This is a genomic window from Actinocorallia sp. B10E7 (assembly GCF_039871655.1).
Lineage (GTDB): Bacteria > Actinomycetota > Actinomycetes > Streptosporangiales > Streptosporangiaceae > Actinocorallia.
In genome coordinates this window covers 580,835-595,557 of sequence record NZ_JBDPLZ010000001.1, presented here as the reverse complement: position 1 = coordinate 595,557, position 14,723 = coordinate 580,835, and the positions used below count along the sequence as shown (strand labels likewise).

The window sequence follows — 14,723 nt, the reverse complement described above, 5'->3', positions numbered from 1 at the left end:
CGCCGAAGGCCGCGGACGGAGAGAGACGAAAAAGATCCCGCGCCCCTCAGGGGCGCGGGATCTGCGTTTTCGGGGAACTCGGCCGTGCGGTCAGCGACCGGCCGGGGTGACGCTCAGCTGGCGGCCGAGCAGGCCGCGGCTGCGTCCGGCGAGGTTCTCGGCGATCTTCCTGAGCTCGGCCGCGGCGGGCGCGTCCGGGTCGGACAGCACCAGCGGCTTGCCGGCGTCGCCGCCCTCGCGCAGGCGGGTGTCCAGCGGGACCTGGCCCAGCAGCGGCACCCTGGCGCCGAGGGTCTTGGTGAGCTCGTCGGCCACGGTCTGGCCGCCGCCCTCACCGAAGATGTACTGCTTCTCACCGCAGTGGTCGCAGATGTGGTACGACATGTTCTCGATGACGCCCGCCACCTGCTGGTGGGTCTGGGCGGCGATCGCGCCGGCCCGCTCGGCCACCTCGGCGGCGGCCTGCTGCGGGGTGGTGACCACCAGGATGTCCGCGGACGGCAGCAGCTGGGCCACCGAGATGGCGATGTCGCCGGTGCCGGGCGGCAGGTCCATCAGCAGGATGTCCAGGTCGCCCCAGTAGACGTCGGCGAGGAACTGCTGGAGCGCGCGGTGCAGCATCGGGCCGCGCCAGACCACCGGCTGGTTGCCCGCGGTGAACATGCCGACCGAGATCACCTTCACGTCATGCGCCGACGGCGGCATGATCATGTCCTCGACCTTGGTGGGCCGGTCGTCCACGCCGAGCATGCGCGGGACGGAGTGGCCGTAGATGTCGGCGTCCACGACGCCGACCTTGCGGCCGAGGGCGGCGAAGGCGGCGGCGAGGTTGACCGTGACGGAGGACTTGCCGACGCCGCCCTTGCCGCTGGCGACCGCGTAGACCTTGGTCAGCGAGCTGGGCTTGGCGAACGGGATCTCCTTGGCGGGCTGGCCGCCGCGCAGGGTGTTCTGCAGCTCCTTGCGCTGCTCGTCGCTCATGACGTCCAGCTCCACCTTGACCGACGGAGCGCCGATCCGGGTGACCGCCTCGGTCACGTCCCTGGTGATCCGGTCGCGCATGGGGCAGCCGGCCACGGTCAGGTAGACGCCTACGGTGACCGCGCCGTCCGCGGCGATCTCGATGTTCTTGACCATGCCGAGGTCGGTGATCGGACGGCGGATCTCCGGGTCGTTGACCGTGGCGAGTGCCGCGGTCACCTGCTCGGTCGTCAAAGGGGAGGCCATGGGTCCATGGTATGGAACGTTCGGGAGCGCGGCGAACGCGGGGCCGGTAGATCGTTCCCGCGAGAGGTCACGCGCCGTCCGGGGCGGGCAACGTTTCGGAAACATCGACGAAGTGAATCTCACCGGGAGACCTGGCGTTTTACGATCGTTTGCGTGACTGACGTGAGCGCCCTCCCCGGGGCGACGATCTCTCCCGAGGAGCTTGCGGTCTGGCGGGGCCTCCTGCGGGCCCAGGTCCGGATCTCCCGACATCTGCACCAGGACCTGCTGCTCGAACACGATCTCGCGCTCGGTTCCTACGACGTGCTGCAGCATCTGGCCGAGCAGCCGGACGGCCGGCTGCGGATGAACGACCTGGCCGACCGGGTCCTGCTGTCGCGCAGCGGCCTGACCCGGCTGGTCGACCGGCTGCAGCGGGACGGCCTGGTCCGCCGGGAGACCTGCGCCAGCGACGCGCGAGGGCTGTTCGCCGTCCTGACCATGCAGGGCAGGGAGCGGCTGCACAAGGCGACCGCCACCTACCACCAGGGCATCCGCGAACACCTGCTCGGCAGGCTCGACGCCGCGGAGAAGAACCAGTTCATGGCGCTGCTGCACAAGCTCTCGGAGGACGATCAGCCGGTGGCGTTGTCGGCCTGAGGACGCCCGTCGCCTCTCCGTCCGTCCTCGCGCGCGGCGTCCAGCTCCTTCAGCAGCTGCTGCAGCTCCGAGCGCAGGAAGTCGCGGGTGGCGACCTCGCCGAGGGCCATGCGCAGCCCGGCGATCTCCCGGGTCAGGTACTCGGTGTCGGCCATCGTGCGCTCGGTCTGCCTGCGGTCCTGCTCGTACTGCACCCTGTCCCGGTCGTCCTGCCGGTTCTGCGCGAGCAGGATGAGCGGGGCGGCGTAGGAGGCCTGCAGCGAGAGCATCAGCGTCAGGAAGATGAACGGGTAGGGGTCGAACCGCCACGACGGCGGGGCGAGGAAGTTCCAGAGCACCCAGCCCGCGACGAAGACCGTCATGTAGACGAGGAACCGGGCGGTGCCAAGGAAGCGGGCGATCTTCTCGGAGATCGCGCCGAAGACCTCCGGGTCGTATTGCGGGCGGGGGAAGCGGCGGCGGACCTCTCGGGGCTGGTCCAGGCGGACCCGGGGACTGGTCATCGGCCGCCCCGCAGCGGCTCGGCCCCGGAGCCGAACAGCTCGGAGCCTCCGGCTTCGTCCTCGGCGTCCATGACGGTGTCGCGCCAGTCCGTCGGCAGCAGGTGGTCGAGCACGTCGTCGACGGTGACCGCGCCCAGCATGTGCCCGTCCTCGTCCACGACGGCGGCCGAGACCAGGTTGTAGGTGGCCAGGTGCCCGGCCACGGTGTGCAGCGACATCGACGGGCGCAGCGGGGAGAGCGCGGGGTCGACGATCGCGCCGATCATCGTGGACGGCGGTTCGCGCAGCAGCCGCTGGAAGTGCACCGTGCCCAGGTAGCGGCCGGTCGGCGGCTCGGTGGGCGGACGGCAGACGTAGACCTGCGCGGCCAGCGCCGGGTTGAGGTCGGGGTTGCGGATCTGGGCCAGGGCCTCGGCGATCGTGGTGTCCGGCTGGAGGATCACCGGCTCGGTGGTCATCAGCCCGCCCGCGGTGTCGTCGGCGTAGCTCAGCAGCCGCCGCACCGGCGCCGCCTCCTCCGGCTCCATCAGGGCCAGCAGCCGCTCGCGCTGCTCGGGCGGCAGCTCGCCCAGCAGGTCGGCGGCGTCGTCGGGGCCCATCACCTCCAGGACGTCGGCGGCCCGGTCGACGTCGAGCTTGCCGAGGATCTCCACCTGGTCGTCCTCGGGCAGCTCCTCCAGGATGTCGGCGAGCCGCTCGTCGTCGAGGGCGGCGGCCACCTCGCCGCGGCGCTTGGGGGACAGTTCGTGGATGACGCTGGCGAGGTCGGCGGGCTTCAGCTTCTCGAAGGCGTTGATCAACCCGATGGCGCCCTGCTGCTCGGCCGCCACGTGCAGCCCACGGACCTCCTCCCAGTCCAGGATCAGCGTCTCGGCGCGGCGGCGCCTGACCGCGCCGGTCCGCCGGACGCGGCCGGGCCGCTGGACCGCCACCTTCGTGATGCGCCACTCCCGGCCCCTGATCGGCTCCATCCCGATGTCGATGACGATGTACTCCTCGCCGTCCTCGCCCCGCACGTGGAGGTCCAGCATCTCGGCGATCGCCAGGGTCTCGGCGGGCCGCTGGGAGAAGCGGCGCATGTTCAGCCGCCCGTCGAAGATGACGGCCTTGGGGTCGAACGTCGTGACCCGGGTGATCGGCAGGAAGACCGGGCGGCGCGGCGGGACGTCCACCACCAGCCCGAGCACCCGGGGACGGCCGGTGCCCGACCACAGCGCGACCACGACGTCCCGCACCCTGCCGACCTGGTCGCCCGACGGGTCGAAGACGGCGATGCCGGCGAGGCGCGCGAGGAACACACGTGACGACCCCGAACTCATGTTCCTGACGTTACCCAAGATCGGGACTTGTCAACGCTAAAGGTCTGCTTTGCGACGTTTGCCACCCAGCATGAACGGTTTGCGGGTGGTGTTCACCGCGGGAGTCGGCACCGGACGGACCGAGGAGTAGGACTCGTACTCGCCCGGCGTCTCCGGACACAGGCCGGTGGGGGTGAGCTTCATCAGGTACGACTCCCTGGACCAGCGGGGGACCGGGCTGTAGGACTCGCCCTCCTCCACCGCCTCGTCCGGCTGCGGCACGGCGTTCAGCCGCTCCTTGAACAGCAGCGGAGCCACCTCCTCCCATTCGGGGTCGTCCGAGGGGACCTCGCTGACCGCGGCCCGCCACGACACCAGCCGCCCGCCCTTGTCCTTGCTGCGCACGATCACGGTCACCCGGTCGGCCTCCGGCAGCCCGGGCAGCGGCTGCTCACCGGACCCGCCGGTCAGGACGTAGGCCGCGCCGCCGTACCACAGATGCCAGGCCGGGCGGGGACGGGAACCGTCGGGAAGAGCGATCCAGACCAGGCCGGACTTCTTCATCGCCTCATCCACCAGAGCTTCGGTCATGCGTCCATCATGACGGTCCCGCCCGCTCCGGGAGAACCCGGCCGCGCACCGGCGGACCGCACCTCGGTAATCTCCGGACCATGCAGCGTTCCCGACGTACCACCCTGGCCGTGCCCGGCAGCAACCCGCGCTTCATAGAGAAGGCGCAGGGACTGGCCGCCGACGAGATCTTCCTGGACCTCGAGGACGCCGTCGCGGTCGACGCCAAGGCCGACGCGCGCAAGCTCGTCGTGGAGGCGCTGAACCAGGGCGACTGGGGGAACAAGGTCCGGGTCGTCCGGGTCAACGCGCTCGACACCGAGTGGACGTACCGCGACGTCATCGAGGTGGTCGAAGGCGCGGGCGAGCGCCTGGACTGCGTGATGCTGCCCAAGGTCACCGACCCCTCGGACGTGCGGTGGCTGGACAAGCTGCTCACCCAGATCGAGAAGGCCAACGGCCTCCCCGTCGGCGGCATCGGCATCGAGGCGCAGATCGAGGACGCCCGCGGCCTCATCAACGTGGACGACATCGCGGCGTCCTCGCCGAGACTGGAGACCCTCGTCTTCGGGCCGGGCGACTTCATGGCGTCCATCAACATGAAGACGCTGGTGGTGGGGGAGCAGCCGCCCGGCTACACCGAGGGCGACGCCTACCACTACATCTACATGCGCATCCTGATGGCCTGCCGCGCGTACGGCCTGCAGGCCATCGACGGGCCGTACTTCAACGTCCGCGACACCGAGGCGTTCACCCGCGCGGCCAGGCGGACGGCGGCGCTCGGCTACGACGGCAAGTGGGTGCTGCACCCGTCGCAGATCGAGGCGGGCAACGAGGTGTTCTCCCCGGCGCAGGAGGACTACGACCACGCCGAGCTGATCCTCGAGGCCTACGAGTACTACACGACGGTGGAGAAGCGCGGCGCGGCGATGCTGGGCGACGAGATGATCGACGAGGCGTCGCGGAAGATGGCGCTGGTCGTCGCGGCCAAGGGCCGGGCCGCGGGCCTGGCCCGCACCCGGCGTTTCGAGGCGCCCTGACACGCTGAGACGGGCTCGCCCGGTTCGCAGGGCGGTGCGGGTGCGTAGGCTCCTCCTCATGGAGCCGCCATCCGCCACCCCGCCCCCCGGGTCGGACGAACCGGACAGAGACCAGTCGGACGAGTCGGGCCGGGAGGAGCCTCCGGGCGCCTGGCACCCGCCGGACTCCGGACGTCCGCTCTTCGCCCCTCCCGAACCGCAGGCGTCCTGGCCGGCGGAGCACACCTACCCGGTGCGGCCGTCGCCCCCGCCCCCGGCCCCGTCGGGACCCGCGCCCACCCCGCACGCCCCCGGCTACCTGCTGCCGGGGCAGGTCGCCCCGGGGGCCGGCCCGGCCGGGCCGTTCCAGGGCTACGACGTGCCGGGGCACGTGCCGCAGGGCCCCGGCTACGGGGCGCCGGAGCATCTGACGCCCGGCCACCCGCAGGGGTATCCGCCGCAGGGCTACCCGCAGGGGTATCCGCCGCCCGGCTACGCCGTCCCCGGGTATCCGCCTTACGGCTACCCGGCCACGCGGGGGCCGGGGGTCGTCGCGGCGCCTCCGGGCACCCCCTTCCATCAGCAGGACCGCACCGAACGGCACCGCTGGTGGCGTCCGGTGCTGGGGACGTTCTCCCTGACGGCGGCGGTCTTCGTCACGGTCATCGTGGTGTTCGTCGCCTGGATGGTGGGGCATGCCGTGGTCACCGGGGAGCCGCCCCAGGTCGCCGAGAAGGAGAACCAGCTCGTCGGCGGCCCGCTGGAGGACCTCGCCCTCCAGCTCACCCTGCTCGGCGCGCTGATCCCGCTGGTGCCGCTGACCGTCTGGATCTTCTCCCGCCGCCCCATGGGCACGGTGATCTCGGTGCTGGGCCGGATGCGCTGGCGCTGGCTGGGCGCCTGCCTGCTGGCGGCGCTGGTCTACATCGCGGTCTCCCTGGTGACCGGCATGATCGTGACGGCCGTGTTCACCGACGATCCCCTGCTGGGTGACTGGGTGGGATGGCGGGCCTTCCTGGGCCCTGCCCTGGTGATCCTGCTGCTGGTGCCGTTCCAGTCGAGCGCCGAGGAGTTCGTCTTCCGGGGCTGGGTGCTCCAGGCGATCGGCGGCTGCACCCTGCGCCGCCCCGACGGCACCTACCGCAACGCCCTCACCCGGGTCATGGGCCGGGCGTTCGGCACCCCCTGGCCCGCCATCGCCATCAGCAGCGCCCTCTTCGTCGCCGGGCACGGCTACCGCAGCTGGGCCATGGTCGACATCTTCGTCTGGGCCGTGGTCTGCGGCTGGCTCGCGGTCAAGACCGGAGGGTTGGAGGCGCCCATCGCACTGCACGTCCTCAACAACCTGCTGGCCTTCGGCGTCACCGCCGCCGCGGGCGAGCTGGAGGACTCCCTCCAGCAGGGCGCGGCCCCCTGGTACTACCTGCTGGCCGACCTGCCGCCCCTGTTCGTCTTCGCCGCGCTCGTCCTGTGGCTGCGCCGCCGCATGAACATCTCCACCGTGACCCCGGGCTGATCACGGAGGCCTGAGCCGTCAGGCCGGGGGGTTGTTGTTCCCCGCGCCGAAGACCTGGGTCCACTCGCCAGGGGGCTGCTGCTGCGGCTGGCCCTGGGGCTGGCCGTACTGCGGCTGGGCGGGCGCGGGCGGCTGGCCGTAGCCCTGCGGCTGCTGCTGCGGGTAGGGAGGCTGCTGGCCGTAGGCAGGGGGCTGGGGCTGACCGTACTGGGGGGCGGGCGGCTGCTGCGGAGCGCCGAAAGGCTGCTGGGGAGCAGGGGCGCCGAAGGGCTGCTGCGGGCCGCCGAACGCCTGCTGCGGGGCGCCGAAGGCCTGCTGGGGAGCGCCGAACTGCGGCTGCGGGGGCTGGACGGGCGGCATGCCGGAGTACTGGGCGTGCCACTGCTGCAGGCCCTGGAGCTTGAGGTCGAACTCGGGGTCGGGCATCGAGAAGTAGTGCAGGGGAGCCCAGGCGCGGCGGCTGGTGCCGTCGGCGAAGCGGAGCAGGACCCGGTCCTGGAACCACCACTTCTGCTTCTCCACCGACTGGATCTGAGCCCAGGGGTAGGTGTGGGTCTGCCAGCCGTTCATGGTCACGCCCTGCGGGGTGAGGGTCAGGCCGAACTTCGCGAACTGGAAGTAGTAGAGGACCATCATGCCGGCGACGACGAAGGCGACCACGGCGCTGCCGACGCTGTTGAACAGCCGCAGCAGCCCGAGCACACCCCACACCCCCGCCAGGATCAGGTAGAGGCGCCGCTGGCGCTCCTCCAGCCGGAATTCGATCTGCTGCATCGGGTGAGTCCCCTCGAAACGACGTGGCCTGCTCCAGGCCTCCGCGGATCCGTCCGGCCCGGTTCGGGCACGGATCTCGATTTTACTCCGGTACGACCTTCCAGGAACTGAGCGTTTCGAGGAGGCCCGCGGTCACCGGAAGTCCTCCCACTTCGGCGAGGGGAACCCATCGGACGTCCGCCGCGTCGTCGCCGGCCTCCAGGTGCCCGCCGGTCACCGTGCACAGGTAGTCGTGGACCTCGAAACCGGAGATCTTCACTGATCCCAGGAGTTTCCCGACGACGACCGCCAGGCCGGTCTCCTCCCGCATCTCCCGGACGAGCGCCTCGACGTCGCTCTCGCCGGGCTCCACCCGTCCGCCGGGGACCGACCACAGCCCGGCGCCCGGCGGACGGCCCCGCAGGACCATCAGCAGTTCCCCGCGGCGCACGACCACCCCGCCCACACAACGCGAACCCTCGGCCATATCTCCAGTAAAGACTCCTGGGGGAGTTGATGGGTTCCTCTGTCTTGACTTGACGGGCCGTGACAACGACTGTGGGTAAGCGTGAGATCGGAACCCACCTGTCCCCGCTGCGGTAGAACGGCAGTGCCGCCGAACGCCGGGTCCGCCGAGTGGACCTGCGCGGTGCACGGCGCGGTCCTGCCGCTCCAGCCGCCCGCCAGCCCGTCCGAGGAAGGCCTGGCGGTGGTGCGGGCCCAGGCGCGGGTCCCGATCTGGCTGACCTGGCCGCTGCCGGCGGGCTGGCTGGTCACCGGTTTCCTGCACGCGGGGGACGAGCGCACGGGCGCCCGCGCCATCGCGGTGGCGCTGTCCGGACCCGGCCTGACCGCCGGGCCCGCCGACCTGCTGCTGATCTCCGAGGAGGTCGGGGTGGGGCTCGGCGCGCGGTTCGCGGGGCTGCGCGGAGCCGACCCTGGCCCCGGGTTCGACGAGGGTCCGCCCCACGCCAAGATCCAGGCGGAGGGCAGGCCGGTGCCGCTGTGGTCGGTCGACGCCGGGCCCGGCCGCGCCGTCTACGCCGGTGAGGCCAGGGGCCGCTGGCTGTGGGCGATCCTGTGGCCCGCGGAGGCCGGCGCGCTGATGGCCGACCACCTCCAGCTCATCGACCTGAGGGAGCCGGGCATGGACCTCGACCTCCCCTTCGGCGCGCCGTGCCCCCGGCTGGGCGGTCTCTTCGAGACATGACGGGATCAGAGGCGACAAGACGCCCTCACAGTACGCACGCTCTCCGCTCAGGCCGTGCGTTCATTCGGCAAGGAAGGATAGGCTTCGCGGGTGACTGCGCGCATTGAACAGATTGTGACCAGTGGCCCCGTGACCGTGGACGACGAGGTCTTCACCGCGGAGGTGAACACCTGGATCGTCGGCGACGATGAGGCCGTGATCGTCATCGACCCGGCCAACGACGCCGAGGCCGTCCTCAAGGCGGTCGGCGAGCGCGAGGTCATGGCAGTGGTCTGCACGAACGGTAGGGACAACATCGTCAGCACCGTCCTGGAGGTCTCCGCGGACGAGGAGCTCGGGGACGCCCCGATCCTCATGCACCGCGGCGACCGCAGCCTGTGGCGGGACCACTTCCGCAAGCTGGCCAAGGAGACCGACGACGAGGAGCTCCGCTCCCTGGAGCCCGACCAGTACCTGGAGGAGGGCGGGACCTTCGAGATCGCCGGGATCCAGCTGGAGGTGCTGCACACGCCGGGCTTCACCCCGGGCAGCGTCTCGCTGTACGGCGAGAGCGACGGCATCCTGTTCACCGGCGGCACCCTGTGGCGGGGCCGTCCCGGCGCCCACGGCGACGTCTTCCTGGACCTGCACACCCAGCTGAACTCCATCACCGCCCAGTTCGGCCAGCTTCCGGCCGACACCCGGGTCCTGCCGGGCAGCGGCGAGGAGACCACGATCGGGGACGAGGCCGACCGCTGGGAGTCCTGGTACTCCCTGCAGCAGACCTCCTCCGAAGAGGAGTGACGTCCGGCCCGTGGAGCAACTCGGGCTCGAAGGGATGCCGCGCAGGCTGTACCCGTGCACCCCGTCGCGGCTGAACACCTGGCTGGACTGCCCGCGCCGGTACCGGATGACGTATCTGGACCGGCCGCAGCCGTCCAGGGGTCTGCCGTGGGCGCACAACAGCCTGGGCGCGGCCGTCCACAACGCCCTGGCCGGCTACTGGCGGCTGCCGGTGGCGGCGCGCACGCCGCAGGCGGCGGGCGCGCTGCTGGTCAGGGGCTGGCTGACCGACGGGTTCCGCGACGCCGAGCAGTCACGTACGTGGCGTGAGCGGGCCCGGGTCATGGTCGAGGAGTACGCGGCGGGGCTGGACCCGGAACGGGAGCCGGCGGGCGTGGAGCGCACGGTGGCCACCCGGACCGAGGCGATCGCCTTCTCCGGCCGGATCGACCGGCTGGACCACCGGGGCGACGGGCTGGCCGTCGTCGACTACAAGACCGGGCGCCGTCCGCTGACGCAGGACGACGCCCGCGGTTCGCTGGCGCTGGCCCTGTACGCCGTCGCCGCCTCGCGGGTGCTGCGCCGTCCCTGCCGGACGGTCGAGCTGCACCATCTGCCGACCAGGACGGTCGCGGTGTGGGAGCACACCGAGGAGTCGCTGGCCCGGCAGCTGGGCCGGGCCGAGCAGATCGCCGCCGAGTGCGCGGACGCGGACGAGTCCTACCGGGACGGGCCCGCGCCGCGCAGGGTGAACGGGGTCGTCGAGCACGCCCCGTACGACGAGGTGTTCCCGCCCCGCACCGGGCCGCTGTGCGGCTGGTGCGACTTCGCCCGGCACTGCCCCGAGGGCAGGGCCGCCGCGGAGCTCAAGGAGCCCTGGGCGGCCCTGGCGGACGGGGAGAGGGCGGTCAGGCCGGAGTGAGCGTCCTGCCGGACGGCCAGCGCCGGGGATCGCGCAGGCCGATCAGCCCTCCGCCGAGGTCGTAGCCCTCGGCGGCCAGCGCCTGCCGGCTGCGCTCCAGCATCTCGCGGGTCGGCTTCATGAACGCGAGGTCGTGCACGCTCTCGGGGATCGAGTTCATCGCCATCCGGAACGAGCGCAGCGCCGCCGTCACCGCCGGCTGGGGCACCTCCGGCAGCAGCCCGTACATGTCGCGGGCCCACTTGGGCAGCGAGTAGTAGCACAGCGCGCCGAAGGGGAACCAGGCGGGCTTGCCGGGGGCGAGGAACTTGAGGTTCTCGGGCATCCTCGGCCACAGCAGGAACTTGACGGTCTCCCGGGCCTCGTCGGTGACGCGCAGCCGGGGCCGCATGTCCTGGAAGTAGGCCTCGGTCTCGGCCACGGTCGCCGGGACGTCCTCGGCGTGCAGCCCGACGTGGGCGGCGGCCTCGCGCTGCTCCTCCAGGTACTGGTCGGCCATCCTGTCGGTCAGGGGCAGCCCGGCCCGCCGCGCCGTCTCGAGGTAGGAGAAGACCTCGGCGCAGTGCACCCACAGCAGGAACTCGGGCTGGTCGAGCGGTTCCTTCCTGCCGGTGTCGTGGTTGAGGATCCGCAGGCTGCGGTGGATCTGCCGGACCCGCGCGGCGAGCGTCTCGATCTCCTCCCGCGACCCGAACGTCGCGACCCCCACGAAGTCGGCCGTGCGCTGCAGCCGCCCGAACGGGTCCTCCTGGAAGTTGCTGTTCTGCCAGACACCCCACATCGCCATCGGGTGCAGGGCCTGCAGCATCAGGCTGCGCACCCCGCCCACCCACATGGTCCGATCGATGTGCACCCGCCAGGTGACGCTCTCCGGTGCCATCACCGTAGCCGCCATCACTCACCTCCTGTGAGACAAAGCTCGGTAAATGTATCATTACTGAACTTCCCCTCCCGGATCACCCCTCTCCACCGGGTTCCACGGTGGAGAGGGCGGGTCAGCGGCGTTCGGCGGAGTTCCAGAAGTCGGTGAGGGCGTGGGCGGTGGTCTCCGGGGCCTCCCATGCGGGGGAGTGGGCGGCGCCGGGGATGACGACGCGGGACGCGTCGAGGCGGTCGGACATGGCGGCCTGGACCTCGGGGGGCCAGGCATCGTCGTCCTCGCCGTACAGGACCATGAGGGGCAGATCGGTGTCGTCGGCGACCTTGGCCAGCTCCGCGGTCCTGTCGGGGGCCGACAGCAGCTCACCGGCCATGGCGACCAGGCCCGTCACGCAGTTGCCCAGGGAGCGGCGGTAGAGGAAGTCGATGATCTCTTCGGCCCAGCCCGCGGCGCGGGCGTCGGGGCCGAGCTTGATCTCCCAGATCTGCTCCATGGTCAGCGCGCCGGTCAGGGCGTCGCGCAGGGCCGCGGCCTGCTGGGCGCTCGGGCCGCCGATCGCGGCGGGGCCCGACGACATCAGGGTGTAGGAGGCGATCAGGGTGGGTTCGGCCAGCACCGCCTCCCGGGTGACCAGCCCGCCGAAGGAATGGCCGACCAGGTGCACCGGCTCGGGCCCCATGGACTCGATGATCTCCACCAGGTCGGCGCCCAGCTCGGGCAGCAGGTAGCGGGACGGCTCGTCGCAGCCCGGGGAGTTGTGCTGGCCGCGCATGTCCAGCGCCAGTACCCGGCGGCCCGCCCTGGTGAGGGTCTGCAGCACCCCGAGGAAGTCCTCCTTGCTGCCGGTGAATCCCGGGACGAGCAGGGCCGGCTGCCGTTCCGGCTCGCCCACGGGCAGGGCCTCGAGGACGGCGAAACGGCCGCGGGGCGTCCGCACGGTCGCGCGGCGCACGACGGGGGGAAGATCCAGAAACCTGGGCGTGCTCACGATGACTCAACCTACCAACGGCGGGGCACCCGACAGGTACCTTGAAATCTCTATGAAACCAGCAGAAGCGAGGGTCTCCGCCCATCGTCGCGACACCGACGACGAGGCGGCCGCGCTGGTCCGCGCCCTGGACAGCGGCGCCGACTACGTCGAACTGGACATCCGGCGCTCCCAAACCGGCGAACTGGTCGTCCGGCACGACCCGCTCTCCGGGGACGGCCACCACCGGCTCGCCGACGCGCTGCGGGCGGTGCGGGGAAGGGCCAAGGCTCATCTGGACCTGAAGGAGCCGGGGTACGAGGAGGAGGTCCTGGCCCTGGCCCGGGAGGTCTTCGGCGAGGACGGCCGGGACGAGTACGTGTTCACCACCGGGTTCGCCGGGTCCGTCGCCCGGGCCAAGGAGCTGGATCCGGGGGTCCGGTGCGCGCTTTCGGTGGGCCGCTCGCCGTGGCGGCCGGGTTTCGCCGCCGACCTCTTCCCCGTCGGCCGGATCCGGGACTGCGGCGCCGACTGGGTGGCGCTGGAGTACCGGCTGGCCGGGCTGGGCGTGCTGGAACGCTGCGCACGGGCGGGAATCCCCGCGATGCTCTGGACGGTCAACGATCCGCGGGCGCTACGCCGGTTCCTGGCCGACCCCCGGGTCGCGGTGGTGATCACCGACCTGCCGCGGACCGCGCTGGAGCTGCGCGGCCGCAACAGAAGATCCGCCTGATCGCGGAGACCAAGCGGATCCGTCGTCTCGCGGGACGGCCTCAGGCCGTCTCTGCGGTCTGCCCCTCCTGACCGGTGCCGGAGCCCCCGGCGGGGCGGCGGCGGGTGCGGGTGCGCCGGCGGGAGGCGCTCCTGGCGGGAGGCTCCTCGGCCCCCGCGGCCTCGGAGGTGCCGGGCGCGGCGGTCTCGGCGCCGTCGGCGGACGCGGAGGCCCCTTCTTCGACGGGGACGCCGCGGCGGGTGCGGGTCCGGGTGCGCTGGCGGCGCTTGCGGGCCGGGCGCTCCTCGTCGTCGCGGCTGCCGCGGTCGTCGCGGGAGGAGGTCTTGGGCGTCCGGGAGCGTCCGGTCTCGCCGATGTCCTCCAGTTCCTCGGCGGCCAGGCCCTCGCGCTCGCCGCGCTGCTCCTTGGGCAGCGTGCCCTTGGCGGTCTTGGGGATGTTCAGGGCCTCGAACAGGTGGTCGGAGGTGGAGTAGGTCTCCTCCGGGTCGGCGAAGTCCAGGTCCAGCGCCTTGTTGATCAGCTTCCAGCGCTGCAGGTCGGACCAGTCGACCAGGGTGACCGCGATGCCCTCGTGGCCGGCCCGGCCGGTGCGGCCGATCCGGTGCACGTGGGCCTTCTCGTCCTCGGGGCACTCGTAGTTGATCACGTGCGTGACGTCGTCGATGTCCAGGCCGCGGGCCGCGACGTCGGTGGCGATCAGCACGTCGATCTTGCCGTGGCGGAAGGCGCGCAGGGCCCGCTCGCGCTGGCCCTGGCCGAGGTCGCCGTGCACGGCGGCGACGGCGAAGCCGCGCCCGGCCAGGTCGGTGGCCAGCCGGTCGCAGGTGCGCTTGGTCTGGCAGAAGACCATGGTCAGACCGCGGCCCTCGGCCTGCAGGACGCGCGCGACGATCTCGGGCTTGTCCATCTGGTGGGCCTGCCAGACGTGCTGGACGACCTTCGGCTGGGCCTCGGACTCGGCGTGCGACTCGGCCCGGACGTTGGTCGGCCGGGTCAGGTAGCGCCGGGACAGGCCCACGATCTCGCCCGGCATGGTGGCCGAGAAGAGCATGGTCTGCCGCTGGGCGGGCACCTTGGCGATGATCCGCTCGATGTCGGGCAGGAAGCCCAGGTCGAGCATGCGGTCGCCCTCGTCCAGCACCAGGACCGAGACCTGCGAGAGGTCGAGGTGGCGCTGCTTGACCAGGTCGAGCATGCGGCCGGGGGTGCCGACGACGACGTCGACGCCGTCGCGCAGGGCCTCGATCTGGGGCTCGTAGGCGCGCCCGCCGTAGACCGACAGGACGCGGGTGCCGAGCTTGCCGCCGGCCAGCACCAGGTCGTCGTGGACCTGGATCGCCAGCTCGCGGGTCGGGACGACGACCAGGCCCTGCGGGACCTTGCCGCCGTGGGTGATCCGCTGCAGCAGCGGGATGCCGAAGGCGAGGGTCTTGCCGGTGCCCGTGCGGGCCTGGCCGATGATGTCCTGTCCGCCGAGCGCGATGGGCAGCGCCAGGGACTGGATCGGGAAGGGCGAGGTGATGCCCTCGGTCGCGAGGGCGTCGGCTATTTCGGGGATGACCCCGAGTTCGGTGAAGGTAGTCAGGACGTTCAGCCTCCGTAGTTCTGGCGGCGGCGAGGTCTTTCCGAGAGGCGCCGTGATGAGCGCGGCGCAGCAAGGCCCGTTTTCGTTACGGCCGCGCGCTCGCGCGGGAGGGACCAGCCGTCGTTCTTGTTCTGGGGCG

Annotated in this window: 16 protein-coding genes; 7 read left to right on the top strand and 9 right to left on the bottom strand. The window is 71.9% G+C overall.

Annotated features, from left to right (window positions below):
- Positions 1 to 90: 90 nt before the first annotated feature.
- Positions 91 to 1,227 (bottom strand): Mrp/NBP35 family ATP-binding protein, encoded by a 1,137-nt coding sequence (locus tag ABGB12_RS02830; protein WP_347674308.1) that lies wholly within the window; start codon positions 1,225 to 1,227, stop codon positions 91 to 93.
- Positions 1,228 to 1,380: 153 nt separating this feature from the next.
- Between ABGB12_RS02830 and ABGB12_RS02825 the strand changes: the two genes are divergently transcribed.
- A complete protein-coding gene (locus ABGB12_RS02825; protein WP_347674306.1) occupies positions 1,381 to 1,866 on the top strand; it encodes a MarR family transcriptional regulator in 486 nt (161 codons plus the stop codon).
- On the opposite strand, the gene ABGB12_RS02820 is transcribed toward ABGB12_RS02825, so the two are convergent.
- The 3 genes from ABGB12_RS02820 to ABGB12_RS02810 are packed head-to-tail and all read right to left on the bottom strand — an operon-like array spanning position 1,842 to position 4,258.
- Positions 1,842 to 2,369, bottom strand: coding sequence for a DUF1003 domain-containing protein (locus ABGB12_RS02820; protein WP_347674304.1), 528 nt, complete (start codon positions 2,367 to 2,369; stop codon positions 1,842 to 1,844). The two genes, ABGB12_RS02825 and ABGB12_RS02820, sit on opposite strands and share 25 nt — an antisense overlap.
- A complete protein-coding gene (locus tag ABGB12_RS02815; RefSeq protein ID WP_347674303.1) occupies positions 2,366 to 3,688 on the bottom strand; it encodes a CBS domain-containing protein in 1,323 nt (440 codons plus the stop codon). The genes ABGB12_RS02820 and ABGB12_RS02815 overlap by 4 nt, the downstream gene beginning before the upstream one ends.
- Positions 3,689 to 3,724: 36 nt before the next feature.
- Positions 3,725 to 4,258, bottom strand: a complete 534-nt coding sequence (locus ABGB12_RS02810) for a hypothetical protein (protein WP_347674301.1) — start codon at positions 4,256 to 4,258, stop codon at positions 3,725 to 3,727.
- Between the two features lie 80 nt (positions 4,259 to 4,338).
- On the opposite strand from ABGB12_RS02810, the gene ABGB12_RS02805 reads away from it, so the two are divergent.
- Both ABGB12_RS02805 and ABGB12_RS02800 read left to right on the top strand, forming a co-directional pair.
- Complete coding sequence (locus ABGB12_RS02805) at positions 4,339 to 5,277, top strand: CoA ester lyase (protein WP_347674299.1); 939 nt, start codon at positions 4,339 to 4,341, stop codon at positions 5,275 to 5,277.
- 58 nt (positions 5,278 to 5,335) lie between these two features.
- Positions 5,336 to 6,772, top strand: coding sequence for a CPBP family glutamic-type intramembrane protease (locus tag ABGB12_RS02800; protein WP_347674297.1), 1,437 nt, complete (start codon positions 5,336 to 5,338; stop codon positions 6,770 to 6,772).
- A gap of 18 nt (positions 6,773 to 6,790) precedes the next feature.
- Here ABGB12_RS02800 and ABGB12_RS02795 read toward each other — a convergent pair whose 3' ends face one another.
- Together ABGB12_RS02795 and ABGB12_RS02790 are read right to left on the bottom strand one after the other, a co-directional pair.
- Positions 6,791 to 7,546: a hypothetical protein gene (locus tag ABGB12_RS02795; protein ID WP_347674295.1), complete on the bottom strand. Its 756-nt coding sequence runs from the start codon at positions 7,544 to 7,546 to the stop codon at positions 6,791 to 6,793.
- A gap of 82 nt (positions 7,547 to 7,628) precedes the next feature.
- The gene (locus ABGB12_RS02790; protein ID WP_347674293.1) at positions 7,629 to 8,012 is read right to left on the bottom strand and encodes an NUDIX domain-containing protein; all 384 of its coding nucleotides are present in this window, start codon (positions 8,010 to 8,012) and stop codon (positions 7,629 to 7,631) included.
- 81 nt (positions 8,013 to 8,093) lie between these two features.
- On the opposite strand from ABGB12_RS02790, the gene ABGB12_RS02785 reads away from it, so the two are divergent.
- From ABGB12_RS02785 to ABGB12_RS02775, 3 genes are all read left to right on the top strand, one after another.
- Complete coding sequence (locus ABGB12_RS02785; RefSeq protein WP_347674291.1) at positions 8,094 to 8,735, top strand: DUF6758 family protein; 642 nt, start codon at positions 8,094 to 8,096, stop codon at positions 8,733 to 8,735.
- 114 nt (positions 8,736 to 8,849) lie between these two features.
- Positions 8,850 to 9,518 (top strand): MBL fold metallo-hydrolase, encoded by a 669-nt coding sequence (locus ABGB12_RS02780; protein WP_347674290.1) that lies wholly within the window; start codon positions 8,850 to 8,852, stop codon positions 9,516 to 9,518.
- 10 nt (positions 9,519 to 9,528) lie between these two features.
- Complete coding sequence (locus ABGB12_RS02775) at positions 9,529 to 10,419, top strand: PD-(D/E)XK nuclease family protein (protein WP_347674288.1); 891 nt, start codon at positions 9,529 to 9,531, stop codon at positions 10,417 to 10,419.
- On the opposite strand, the gene ABGB12_RS02770 is transcribed toward ABGB12_RS02775, so the two are convergent.
- Positions 10,406 to 11,314 carry an oxygenase MpaB family protein gene (locus ABGB12_RS02770; protein ID WP_347674287.1) on the bottom strand — a complete coding sequence of 303 codons (909 nt, stop codon included), beginning with the start codon at positions 11,312 to 11,314 and terminating at the stop codon, positions 10,406 to 10,408. The two genes, ABGB12_RS02775 and ABGB12_RS02770, sit on opposite strands and share 14 nt — an antisense overlap.
- A gap of 100 nt (positions 11,315 to 11,414) precedes the next feature.
- Positions 11,415 to 12,287, bottom strand: coding sequence for an alpha/beta hydrolase (locus ABGB12_RS02765; protein ID WP_347674286.1), 873 nt, complete (start codon positions 12,285 to 12,287; stop codon positions 11,415 to 11,417).
- 52 nt (positions 12,288 to 12,339) lie between these two features.
- On the opposite strand from ABGB12_RS02765, the gene ABGB12_RS02760 reads away from it, so the two are divergent.
- Positions 12,340 to 12,999: a glycerophosphodiester phosphodiesterase gene (locus tag ABGB12_RS02760; protein ID WP_347674285.1), complete on the top strand. Its 660-nt coding sequence runs from the start codon at positions 12,340 to 12,342 to the stop codon at positions 12,997 to 12,999.
- Between the two features lie 40 nt (positions 13,000 to 13,039).
- Here the strand turns inward: ABGB12_RS02760 and ABGB12_RS02755 are convergent, their stop codons facing one another.
- The gene (locus tag ABGB12_RS02755; RefSeq protein ID WP_347675027.1) at positions 13,040 to 14,557 is read right to left on the bottom strand and encodes a DEAD/DEAH box helicase; all 1,518 of its coding nucleotides are present in this window, start codon (positions 14,555 to 14,557) and stop codon (positions 13,040 to 13,042) included.
- Between the last annotated feature and the right edge of the window lie 166 nt (positions 14,558 to 14,723).

Coding starts and splice junctions, on each gene's coding strand:
- ABGB12_RS02830 (WP_347674308.1), bottom strand. CDS start 1,227: ATGGCCTCCCCTTTGACGACCGAGCAGGTGACCGCGGCACTCGCCACG.
- ABGB12_RS02820 (WP_347674304.1), bottom strand. CDS start 2,369: ATGACCAGTCCCCGGGTCCGCCTGGACCAGCCCCGAGAGGTCCGCCGC.
- ABGB12_RS02815 (WP_347674303.1), bottom strand. CDS start 3,688: ATGAGTTCGGGGTCGTCACGTGTGTTCCTCGCGCGCCTCGCCGGCATC.
- ABGB12_RS02810 (WP_347674301.1), bottom strand. CDS start 4,258: ATGACCGAAGCTCTGGTGGATGAGGCGATGAAGAAGTCCGGCCTGGTC.
- ABGB12_RS02805 (WP_347674299.1), top strand. CDS start 4,339: ATGCAGCGTTCCCGACGTACCACCCTGGCCGTGCCCGGCAGCAACCCG.
- ABGB12_RS02800 (WP_347674297.1), top strand. CDS start 5,336: ATGGAGCCGCCATCCGCCACCCCGCCCCCCGGGTCGGACGAACCGGAC.
- ABGB12_RS02795 (WP_347674295.1), bottom strand. CDS start 7,546: ATGCAGCAGATCGAATTCCGGCTGGAGGAGCGCCAGCGGCGCCTCTAC.
- ABGB12_RS02790 (WP_347674293.1), bottom strand. CDS start 8,012: ATGGCCGAGGGTTCGCGTTGTGTGGGCGGGGTGGTCGTGCGCCGCGGG.
- ABGB12_RS02770 (WP_347674287.1), bottom strand. CDS start 11,314: ATGGCGGCTACGGTGATGGCACCGGAGAGCGTCACCTGGCGGGTGCAC.
- ABGB12_RS02760 (WP_347674285.1), top strand. CDS start 12,340: ATGAAACCAGCAGAAGCGAGGGTCTCCGCCCATCGTCGCGACACCGAC.